Origin of the sequence: Sporosarcina contaminans, assembly GCF_042679045.1 — a bacterium.
Classification (GTDB): domain Bacteria; phylum Bacillota; class Bacilli; order Bacillales_A; family Planococcaceae; genus Sporosarcina; species Sporosarcina contaminans.
The window spans coordinates 1-11,050 of sequence record NZ_JBHTLT010000134.1 but is presented as its reverse complement, the minus strand read 5'-3'; the positions used below and the strand labels follow the sequence as shown (position 1 = coordinate 11,050).

The 11,050-nt window shown below is 43.1% G+C and carries 9 protein-coding genes and 1 riboswitch; of the genes, 4 read left to right on the top strand and 5 right to left on the bottom strand.

What is annotated here, in order from left to right; all coding sequences use genetic code 11:
- Positions 1–360: 360 nt before the first annotated feature.
- The 3 genes from bioB to ACFQ38_RS18285 all read right to left on the bottom strand — a co-directional run bounded on the left by bioB (position 361) and on the right by ACFQ38_RS18285 (position 2,279).
- Entirely contained in the window at positions 361–1,371 is a 1,011-nt protein-coding gene (gene bioB, locus ACFQ38_RS18295; RefSeq protein ID WP_381482733.1) for a biotin synthase BioB, read from the bottom strand.
- Positions 1,368–1,964, bottom strand: a complete 597-nt coding sequence (locus ACFQ38_RS18290; RefSeq protein WP_381482731.1) for a biotin transporter BioY — start codon at positions 1,962–1,964, stop codon at positions 1,368–1,370. Before ACFQ38_RS18290 ends, bioB begins: the two co-directional genes overlap by 4 nt.
- A gap of 135 nt (positions 1,965–2,099) precedes the next feature.
- The gene (locus ACFQ38_RS18285) at positions 2,100–2,279 is read right to left on the bottom strand and encodes a hypothetical protein (protein WP_336823154.1); all 180 of its coding nucleotides are present in this window, start codon (positions 2,277–2,279) and stop codon (positions 2,100–2,102) included.
- Positions 2,280–2,392: 113 nt separating this feature from the next.
- Positions 2,393–2,497: riboswitch (SAM riboswitch) on the top strand.
- A 193-nt stretch (positions 2,498–2,690) separates the two neighbouring features.
- On the opposite strand from ACFQ38_RS18285, the gene ACFQ38_RS18280 reads away from it, so the two are divergent.
- A complete protein-coding gene (locus ACFQ38_RS18280; protein WP_381482728.1) occupies positions 2,691–4,550 on the top strand; it encodes a bifunctional homocysteine S-methyltransferase/methylenetetrahydrofolate reductase in 1,860 nt (619 codons plus the stop codon).
- Positions 4,531–7,971, top strand: a complete 3,441-nt coding sequence (metH, locus tag ACFQ38_RS18275) for a methionine synthase (protein ID WP_381482726.1) — start codon at positions 4,531–4,533, stop codon at positions 7,969–7,971. The genes ACFQ38_RS18280 and metH overlap by 20 nt, the downstream gene beginning before the upstream one ends.
- A gap of 139 nt (positions 7,972–8,110) precedes the next feature.
- Here metH and ACFQ38_RS18270 read toward each other — a convergent pair whose 3' ends face one another.
- Together ACFQ38_RS18270 and ACFQ38_RS18265 are read right to left on the bottom strand one after the other, a co-directional pair.
- Positions 8,111–8,398, bottom strand: a complete 288-nt coding sequence (locus tag ACFQ38_RS18270; RefSeq protein ID WP_336823157.1) for a hypothetical protein — start codon at positions 8,396–8,398, stop codon at positions 8,111–8,113.
- A 181-nt stretch (positions 8,399–8,579) separates the two neighbouring features.
- Positions 8,580–8,762, bottom strand: a complete 183-nt coding sequence (locus ACFQ38_RS18265) for a hypothetical protein (RefSeq protein WP_381482723.1) — start codon at positions 8,760–8,762, stop codon at positions 8,580–8,582.
- Between the two features lie 147 nt (positions 8,763–8,909).
- On the opposite strand from ACFQ38_RS18265, the gene ACFQ38_RS18260 reads away from it, so the two are divergent.
- Positions 8,910–9,302 carry a thiol-disulfide oxidoreductase DCC family protein gene (locus tag ACFQ38_RS18260; RefSeq protein WP_336823159.1) on the top strand — a complete coding sequence of 131 codons (393 nt, stop codon included), beginning with the start codon at positions 8,910–8,912 and terminating at the stop codon, positions 9,300–9,302.
- A gap of 82 nt (positions 9,303–9,384) precedes the next feature.
- A complete protein-coding gene (locus tag ACFQ38_RS18255) occupies positions 9,385–11,010 on the top strand; it encodes an S-layer homology domain-containing protein (RefSeq protein WP_381482721.1) in 1,626 nt (541 codons plus the stop codon).
- The last annotated feature ends 40 nt before the right edge of the window (positions 11,011–11,050 follow it).

The window sequence follows — 11,050 nt, the reverse complement described above, 5'->3', positions numbered from 1 at the left end:
TGAACCCATGTATTTTAAAGCGCTATTTGCTCCCGAAAAATAGTAAGCGGTAGGCAAAAAAGCAATTGTGCTTATGAATGTTAAGAACCAAGACTGCTTAATAATCCCGAAACACAATGTTATAATTGAAGTTAAAAATGATATTTCCCAAATAACAAAACCCTCCTTATCGATTTTTAAAGAGAAAAAACCTAAGAAGCCAAATTAGAAAATCGAAATGAGTTAAAATTGATTTTTGGAATAAAGAGCCTCTAATTTACGGACATAACAAAAAGGCTATCCAGTAGCTTAAATTACTAGTAGATAGCCACACTTTTTACTCTATAAAAATAAGAACGATCATAAAACGGCGTTCATCTATTACTTCACCAAAGCTTCTTTTCCAAGCGGTTCCAGATCAATTTCAAACCCCATATCTTCTAACATCTGCTTGTCCCGATCACTTTCCTGCCCTGCTGTCGTCAAATAGTCCCCAATAAAAATTGAGTTGGCCGGGTAAAGACCTAATGGCTGGAGCGAGCGTAAGTTCACTTCCCTGCCTCCCGAAATCCGAATTTCTTTCGTTGGATTCATAAAACGGAACAGGCAAAGCACTTTTAAACAGTATCGCGGCGTCAGTTCTTTCGTCCCCTCAAGCGGCGTGCCGTCAACTGCATGCAAAAAATTTACTGGAATTGAGTCAGCATCCATCGCATGCAAACTACGCGCCATTGCAATGACATCCGCTTTCGTTTCGCGCATGCCGACAATAACGCCGGAACACGGCGAAATACCGGCCTCTTTAGCTAAAGATACCGTATTGACACGATCTTCGTATGTATGCGACGTTGTAATGTTATTATGGTGGGCTGCCGACGTATTAATATTGTGATTGTATCGGTCAACGCCCGCTTCTTTCAGCCGTTTTGCTTGTTCCGGCTTTAAAATGCCGAGACAAGCGCACACCGTCATATCACGGTGCTTTGATTTAATTTCTTTGACTGCGTCAACGACAATTTCAAGCTCCCTGTTCACCGGTCCACGTCCGCTCGCAACGATACAGTACGTCCCTGCATTTACAGATGCCGCTCGTTCAGCACCTGCGACGATTTCTTCCTGCTTCATCATCGCATACTTTTCAATTGGCGCTTTTGAAACAATCGATTGGGCACAATATCCGCAGTTTTCCGGACATAAACCTGATTTCGTATTGATGATCATATTCAACTTTACTTTATTCCCATAATAAAAACTCCGGATTTTATATGAAGCATGCAACAACAGAAGCAGCTCCTCATTAGGGCAGTCCAAAATGGCCATCGCTTCTTCATCCGTAATGTCCTCGCCTGACAGCACACGATCCGCTATGGCATTAAAGTCGAGTCCCCTCAATGCGATCGCCTCACTTTCAGCACTTTATACATCCTGTGGCCGAAAATGCCTGCCAAAACCGATAATAGGATGTCTTTCGGCAACGGAGGAACCATCCACGCCCATGCAACTGCATAACTGAATGCATCCGGTGCAGCTGCCCAAAACTTGTACGAAAAATACATCCAATTCGTGCCGAATAAATAATTGATGCTCATCCCGACTAACGCAGCAACGATATAGCTCTTCAAGCTCCCATACCTTTCAACGATCAATCCCGCTACGTATGCAAGAAGAATAAATGACAAAACAAAACCAAAAGTCGGGCTTAAAATAGATCCAAATCCGCCTTGAAATTTTGCGAATACCGGTGCCCCTACAAGCCCTAATGCCATATATACCGTCATCGATATTGCACCTAAACGGCTTCCTAAAATCAAACCTGCCAAAATAGAGAAAAACGTTTGCAACGTAATCGGCACCCCACCAACTACTAAGAACGGCACAAACGTTGTAATATTCGCTCCGATCATCATAAGTGCTGCAAACATTCCGCAATAGACAAGGCTCAGTGCACTCATAGAACTTTTCGTTTTCACAGTTGTCGTAGTCATTCAATATACACCCCTTTTGTTTTCTGTTAATAGAATAATAGCTGACACCATTTGTGTCAACCCAAAAATATTTTAAGTTAACTCAAATAGTACAATAAAAAATCGACAGCTATTTTCGCTATCGATTTTTCAACGTTATTTATCTTCGCTCTTAGGAAATAAAAAATGGGCAAGTACCCCGCTCAGGACTGCTGCTCCAATCGTAATCCAAACACGATGCATACCCGGAACTTCCTGAAAGCTTTTACTGAGCATAACCCATGCAATCCCAGCAACCAAAAGCGCAATTGGAACGGAAAATTTGAAAATCCTCAACGTTTTCACCTACTATTTTCTATTCGTACGCCCATTCTATCATAATTCAGCTATTGACGTATGAAACAATAAAGGGTATGATACTTTAAATTATTCTAATAACTGCATATCTATTCTTATCAAGAGAAGCTGAGGGACTGGCCCGTCGAAGCTTCAGCAACCAGCCATTATTGGTCAGGTGCTAATTCCAGCAGGCATACTTGCCTGATAGATGAGAAGGAGCGATCTTTATTCGCATATTCGAAGCCTTCTTATTTTCAGAAGGCTTTTTATTTTTATTTCAGCAAATGACCACTCTCCTTCGCAAGCATAATATCCATTATTCTGCGGATATTCATAACGTGCTGAATCAAAAATAATTATTTTCATCTATTCCTTGATTGAACAATATGCAAAGAAAGGGTGGAAAACATGACATTACTTGAAAGATTGAAGACAGATATTTTGACGGCGGACGGTGCGATGGGAACATTGCTTTACTCATACGGAATCGACTTTTGCTACGAAGAGCTAAATGTAGAAAAACCAGAAGTGATTGAAAAAATCCATGAGGAATATATCGCTGCAGGTGCGGACATCATTCAAACCAATACATATGGCGCCAACGCATTGAAATTATCTCGCTACAGCATGCAGAATCGTGTGAAGGAATTCAATACAGCTGCAATGGGCATTGCCAAGCGGGCAGCCGCACGCAGAGGACAATACGTTTTAGGGACAATCGGCGGATTACGTGGAATCCGTAAAAGCGATGCCTCTTTGCAAGAAGTTCTCCATATTGTCCATGAACAGGCTGATGCTTTATTGTCCGGAGATCCTGACGGTTTATTGCTTGAAACGTACTATGATTTTGAAGAGCTGACGACAGTTGTCGAGGCACTCAAGAAATTAACAGATGTGCCTATCATCGCCCAAGTTTCCATGGAGGAACCGGGAATACTCCAAAATGGCTTGGTGCTGAACGAAGCATTGCATAGGCTTTCCGATTTAGGGGCTGATGTCGTCGGAGTCAACTGTCGGTTAGGTCCTTACCATACAATCCAAGCATTTGAAAAAGTGAATCTCACGGATGGACTTCTGCTCTCCGCAGCTCCGAATGCCAGTTTGCTTGATGTGGAAGATGGGCGAATCGTCTACTCATCTGAAGCTGATTACTTCGGAAAAGCAGCCGCTTTACTGCGCGATGAAGGGGTTCGTCTGATCGGCGGCTGCTGCGGCACGACACCTAAACATATTGCAGCTGTTAAAAAACAATTAGCCGGCTTAAAGCCGGTTACAAAGAAAGAAGTTAAATCCCAAAAACCGATTGTAATACGCGATGCTGAACCTGCATTATTCGAACCCATTCATGAAAAGGCCAAAAGAGAACGGACAGTCATCGTCGAACTGGATACGCCTCGCCATTTAGAAACGGAAGCTTATATTGAAGGGGCGAAACAGCTTTATAACGCAGGAGTTGACGCTGTAACGATGGCAGACAATTCTTTAGCCTCGCCACGGATTAGCAATATGGCGATGGGCTCTATATTGAAACAACAGCATGCTATACGACCACTAGTGCATCTAACTTGCCGCGATCATAATCTAATTGGCTTGCAATCACACTTAATGGGGCTTGATGCACTTGGTATCCACGATATTTTGGCAGTTACTGGCGATCCTACGAAGGTCGGCGATTTTCCGGGAGCAGCGAGCGTCTACGACGTATCGAGCTTGGAATTAATTCAACTCATTAAGCAGTTGAACGAAGGCATTTCCTTCTCCGGGAAACCGCTCCGCAAAAAAGCGAAATTTTCAGTAGCCGCCGCCTTCAATCCTAATGTCCGAGTATTGGATCGTGCCGTTAAGCGGTTGGAAAAGAAAATTGAGTGTGGGGCGGATTATTTCATTACACAACCTGTTTATACGAAAGAGAAAATCGAGGAAATATATGAAGCGACAAAGCATTTGGATACACCGATTTTCATAGGCATTATGCCGTTGACGAATATTCGGAATGCCGAATTCCTGCATCATGAAGTACCTGGTATTAAGCTGTCTGAAGATGTACTTGCACGGATGCGCGATTGTGGAGATGACCGCGAACGGGCTACAGCGGAAGGTATTGCTATCTCAAAGGAATTGATCGATACAGCGGCGAAACTTTTCAATGGCATCTATATCATTACACCATTTCTCCGATACGATATGTCATTGGAGTTAATAAAACATATCCAACTATTGGATGGGAAGAAGGAGAGGGAATTTGTCCATGCCGAAACATCTTATTGAACAGCATCTTGAAAAGAGAATCCTCATCATAGATGGGGCGATGGGCACAATGTTGCAAGCCGAAAACTTATCTGCCGAAGATTTTGGGGGCGAAGAATACGAAGGCTGCAATGAATATTTAAATGTACTGAGACCTGACATTTTAGACAAAATCCACCGTGCTTATTTGGAAGCCGGTGCAGATATTATTAGCACAAATACATTCGGGGGAACCCCCCTCGTATTGGATGAATTCAGCCTCGGCCACCTATCACATGAAATTAACAAAAAAGCGGTCGAAATTGCAAAAGCATGCGCGAAGGACTATTCCACCCCGGAACGTCCAAGATTTGTCGCAGGAGCGATCGGACCTACGACTAAAACATTGTCCGTCACCGGCGGTACGACATTTGACAAGCTTTCGGAAGACTTTTATCTGCAAGCGAAAGCTCTGATCGAAGGCGGTGCTGATTTGCTCCTTATGGAAACGAGTCAAGACATGCTGAACGTCAAAGCTGGAACGATTGGCATTAAACGAGCATTCATGGAGACTGGCATCGAATTGCCCGTGATGATTTCAGGGACGATCGAACCGATGGGAACGACTTTGGCAGGGCAAAGCATTGAAGCATTCTATATTTCCATCGAGCATATTAAACCATTGTCAGTTGGATTGAATTGTGCGACTGGCCCTGAATTCATGACCGATCACCTTCGCTCCCTTTCAGATTTGGCAGCGAGCTATGTCACTTGCTATCCGAATGCCGGCTTGCCCGATGAAGAAGGTCATTACCATGAATCTCCCGAGTCTTTATCTCAAAAGCTTTTAGGTTTTGCCGAAAAAGGCTGGCTGAACATGGTTGGCGGATGCTGCGGCACGACACCTGCGCACATTCGGGCGATCAAAGAGGCTGTCGATGGCTTGCCTCCTCGTCAAAAGCCTGTTGAGAACAGACCGCATGCCGTATCAGGCATCGAGCCTCTTCTTTACGATTCGTCAATGCGGCCATTGCTTATAGGCGAACGGACGAATGTTATTGGTTCCCGCAAATTCAAGCGGCTAATCGTCGAAGAGAAATTCGAAGAGGCTTCTGAAATTGCACGTGCTCAAGTGCGTGGCGGCGCCCACGTGTTGGATATTTGCTTGGCGAATCCTGACCGAGATGAATTAAGCGATATGAAAAATTTCATGCAGCAGGTCGTAAAAAAAGTGAAAGTGCCGCTCGTCATCGATTCGACAGATGAGCAAGTAATTGAAGAAGCATTGAAATATTCGCAAGGAAAAGCAATTATTAACTCCATCAACTTGGAGGATGGCGAAGAACGATTCGATGCAGTCCTCCCTCTTGTGAAAAGATTTGGCGCCGCTGTTGTCGTCGGGACAATCGACGAAACAGGCATGGCTGTAACACGTGAGAGAAAGCTTGAAGTCGCAGAGCGCTCCTACGATTTGCTCGTTAATAAATGGGGGATTGCACCCGAAGACATCATTTTTGATCCGTTAGTATTCCCTGTCGGAACTGGCGACGAGCAATATATCGGATCTGCAGTTGAAACGATTGAAGGCATCCGTTTGATCAAAGAGAAAATGCCAAGGTCATTAACAACTTTAGGTGTCAGCAACGTTTCATTCGGGCTGCCGCCTGTCGGTCGCGAAGTGCTGAATGCCGTTTATTTATACCACTGCACACAAGCCGGGCTCGATTATGCCATTGTCAACACGGAAAAGTTAGAACGCTATGCTTCCATTCCAGAAAATGAAATAAAGCTCGCAAATGATTTGTTATTCTCTACGACTGACCAAACACTATCTGACTTTACGGATTTTTATCGGGACAAAAAGAAAGAGAAGACGGAGGATGATATACCGAAAACAGTGCCAGAACGCCTCTCCTATTACATAGTAGAAGGAACGAAGGAAGGGCTGATCCCGGACCTTGAGGCGGCTCTCAAAATGTACGATACTCCGCTTGATATTATTAACGGACCGCTCATGGATGGCATGGCGGAGGTTGGGCGTTTGTTCAATGACAATCAGTTAATCGTTGCAGAAGTGTTACAAAGTGCTGAAGTGATGAAAGCTTCCGTTTCTTTCTTGGAACAGTTCATGGAGAAAAAAGAGGATGATTCAGGTAAAGGAAAAATTGTCCTTGCAACAGTGAAAGGCGATGTTCATGACATTGGAAAAAACCTTGTCGACATCATATTGAGCAATAATGGTTATAAAGTAATCGACATCGGCATTAAAGTGACGCCCGCTACTTTGATTGATGTTATCCGGAAAGAGAAACCGGATATCGTTGGGCTCTCTGGGCTATTAGTCAAATCCGCCCAACAAATGGTGCTCACCGCACAAGATTTCAAAGCGGCAGGCATCGATATTCCCGTCATGGTTGGAGGCGCAGCTTTGACACGCAGATTTACCGAAACGAAAATCGCGCCAGAATATGACGGACCGGTCATTTATGCAAAAGATGCTATGATCGGTTTGGAATTAGCCAACCGATTGCAAAGTGATGACCGACAATCTTTGCTATTGGAAATAGAAGAAAAACAAGAGAAGCGGCAAGAAACTGAAGCGCTCCGTGCCACGCGCAATGATGGCGGAGTGGCCGTCATTGCAAGACCTGTAAAGACTGTGAGGCAGGACGTACGAGTATTTGTACCGAAGGACCTGAAACGAAGAGTAATGAAGGATTATTCCGTCGCCCATCTCTATCCGTATGTCAATATGCGGACACTCATTGGACATCACTTAGGGCTGCGCGGAAATGTTGATAAAATGCTTTTAGAAAAAGAGCCCCGTGCGGTTGAATTGCATAAGCTCGTCACAGAGTTCCTTCAATCTGGAAGATTATCCGCTTCTGGAATGTATCAATTTTTCCCTGCCCAGTCAGACGGGGATGATGTGATCATTTATGACCCGAATGACAGGAAAACGATCATTGAACGATTCACTTTTCCACGACAGCTAAAAGAACCGTTCCTTTGTCTCGCTGACTATTTAAAATCAGTAGATAGCGGAGAAATGGATTACGTCGGGTTCATGCAAGTGACTGCTGGACACGGCGTACGACAATATGCCGAACAATTAAAAGAAGAAGGTAAGTTTCTTGAAAGCCATGCATTCCAAGCGACTGCATTGGAATTGGCTGAAGGGTTCGCTGAACGTGTCCATCAAGAAATGCGTGACCAATGGGGGTTCCCGGATGCAACCGACTTCACAATGCGTGAGCGATTCGCTGCCAAATATCAAGGCCAACGTTTCTCATTCGGCTATCCGGCATGCCCAAATTTGGACGATCAAGCGAAGCTCTTCAAATTGCTGAAACCTGAAGACATCGGCGTCCATCTAACCGAAGAATTCATGATGGAGCCAGAAGCGTCCGTATCCGCAATGGTGTTCGCACATCCTGACGCAAGATATTTTAATGTGGAATAGGTGTTGAGCGTCCTTTCCATTCGAGTGTTGCGAACGCACAAGCAGCAAAAACGGATTCTTTTTCAATCGGTTTATACTACCTCTGCAACAAACATAAATAAAGCTGTTCCGCTTGTACGGAACAGCTTTGTTTTCTGTTTTAGAACGGTCTTCCAAAGCGGTTAAATCTACGTCCGCCGCCAAAACCTCGTCCCGGGAAAACTGGCGAGCCCATCACGCTTTCAGTCGTTTCAGTGTAATAGTTGCGCGGTACGACAACAGGATTCACTCTGTTTACATTGACGATCGGGTGGATAATAGGCTGTTCCACCGGAAAAAATTGGTCGTGATAACGACGTTGAGCCGGACATACGACCGGTTGCAATTGCGGCATTTGACAGTGTGACATCATATGGCTGCCATGACAATGGCCATGATGCATCATCATCTTCACTCACCCCCTCCCTCTATTACATGTGCAAAAAGGAAGGACAGACGGGCGAGCGACTAAGTGAATTATGGAAAACAGCCGGGCATTTACCTATATTAAGGAATCCACAATAATGTTCAAAAACAAAACCGGCTTTAAAAAAGGATCTATTCCCCGTAGGAGAACGATCCTTCCAAACTTATTGATAGGTTCGCGGTAACTCTTTTTCGTCAAATCCATTTACTTCTCTTAGTTTTTTTAGTCCATCATGATCGTGATCATAATGAACTGGCGAGCCTTCATCAATCATTTCCATTATTGCTATCAATTCAGGATCTTTTCTTTTCTCCATTTCAAACGGATCAACGAATTCACTTCCCACTTCAACTTTCCCTCCTTTTTTTCATACCGGTAACCACCAATTTCAAACGCTTGTTATTTTATATGACATTATTAAAACTTCTATACCCTTTTTTAAGAGTTATAATCGTTAATTCGGGTATACTATAAGAAATAGGAGGTGCTGTCCTTGAAGCGCATCATTTTATTTGATGGAGAATGCAATTTTTGCAATAAAAGCGTTCAGTTCATTATAAAAAGGGATCCTTCAGCCCACTTCTACTTTACTTCGCTGCAAAGCGAAACTGGAGAAAGATATCGGAAGCAATATAAAATCCCCGATGACATAGACAGTCTTGTATTAATTGAAAAAGGGAAATCGTATACCAAATCTGCAGCAGCCCTTCATATCGCGAAAAAATTGGACGGTCTTTGGCATCTTCTTTTTCTATTTATACTCGTCCCAAGAAAGTTACGTGACGGCGTTTATGACTATATCGCCAAAAATCGTTACAAATGGTTTGGTAAAAACGAAGACGCTTGCATGCTCCCTCCTCCTGAAATTAGAAAAAGGTTTATTTGACCGGAAGAATGAATCTTCCGGTTTTTTATTGTAAATTTCAAAATTGTTAGCTAAAATGATACTAAATGAAAGGGGGAATTAGATGAAGAAGAAATGTATGCTTCAAATAATGCTTGTTCTATCTTTAATAATGTACATTGGAATTTCTCCGCTACACTATGTAAGCGCACAAGAAACGACAGCTCCTTCTTGGGTTACATCTGTAGACTATGTTGCTTTAGGAGATTCTTTAGCGGAAGGCATGGATCATCAAGGAAAAATTGGGGACGGTTATACCGATTATCTGGCAAATAAACTTTCAGAGGTCGGATTGCTCAGCTCCTTCACAAAGCAATTTGCCGTTTCTGGCTACACAACAGTCGATGTTCTTAACGACATTAAGCAAAATGTAGCAAAAGAAACAGCTGAAGGTAAAACAGTACGTATGCAAGAGGCAATAAAGGAAGCGGAAATCATTACAATTACCGCTGGAGCAAACGATGTTCTATCTCATGTAGAAGTTGACGCTTTAAAAAGAACTTTGAAGTTTAACGAAACAGCAATTCAGAAGGAAATCGAACAAGTCGGACGGAACCTGTCTGAAATAATCTCGGTAATTCACTCCATAAATCCCAAAGCTCAAGTATATGTAATGGGATATTATAATCCTTTCCCTCATTTATCGAAAGACATCCAACCTTTGCTTTCACAATTATTGGATGGGCTTAATAAGGCGATTAGTATGACTGCACAAATGCCAAATGTATTTTTTGTAGAGACGGCTGATGCCATTGCAAAGGATTATAAAAACTACTTGCCAAACCCTGCCAACATTCATTTAAGCCCTGCAGGCTATGAAGTTACTGCCAAACTTTTTTGGGATAAAGTGGTAGAGACATTCCCTATTGTTCCAGTGGATGGCATTACAATCCAACCTATTTCGAAAAATGCCTTAATGCTATCATGGATACCTGTTTCTCATGACGGAACAACTGTAACGTACGATGTCTACAGAGACGATGTAAAGGTAACATCCTTGCCTATGGTTACACTGAGCTATACATTCAGTGATTTAAACGCAAATCAAACTTATAGCTTTTGTGTGAAAGCCGTTGATGAACATGGCAATGAAAGTGACCCTTATCTATCAATCTCTTATCAAATAGCTGAGGACACGCCTTTATTTACTGACATCAACGGACATTGGGCTGAAGCATATATTAAACAAGCAATCGAAAACGGTATATTCAATGGTTACACAGATGGAACTTTTAAACCGGATAACAACTTAACTAGGGCGCAGGCCGCGTCAGTTATTGTACGAGCATTGCAATTGAAGAATCGTTCTACTGAAGACAACGCCTTCCTTGATATTTCCGGCTATGCGCCAGCTACACAGGCAGATATAATGGCTGCTTATTCAAATGGGCTAGTGCGTGGACAAAATGGCTATTTTAAGCCAACAAACAACGTTACGAGAGCACAATTGGCATTGATCGCTTGGCGTGTACTTGAACAAGGTGTTGATACAAAGGATTTTTCATCCTCATTGAAACACCCATTTACTGATCTCGGCAACTTCGACAATGAAACGATTTATGCGATCTCCGCTTTGGCGGATTTGGGCATTATCACAAAAGATGAAGCAACATTCCGTCCAAATGACGCAGCGACACGAGCCGATACTGCGGCGATCATCAGCTTGTTAATAGACTATCTTCAACAATAATAAGAGGCTGTCCAATAAGTCCCTAAAATAGAACAGGTGG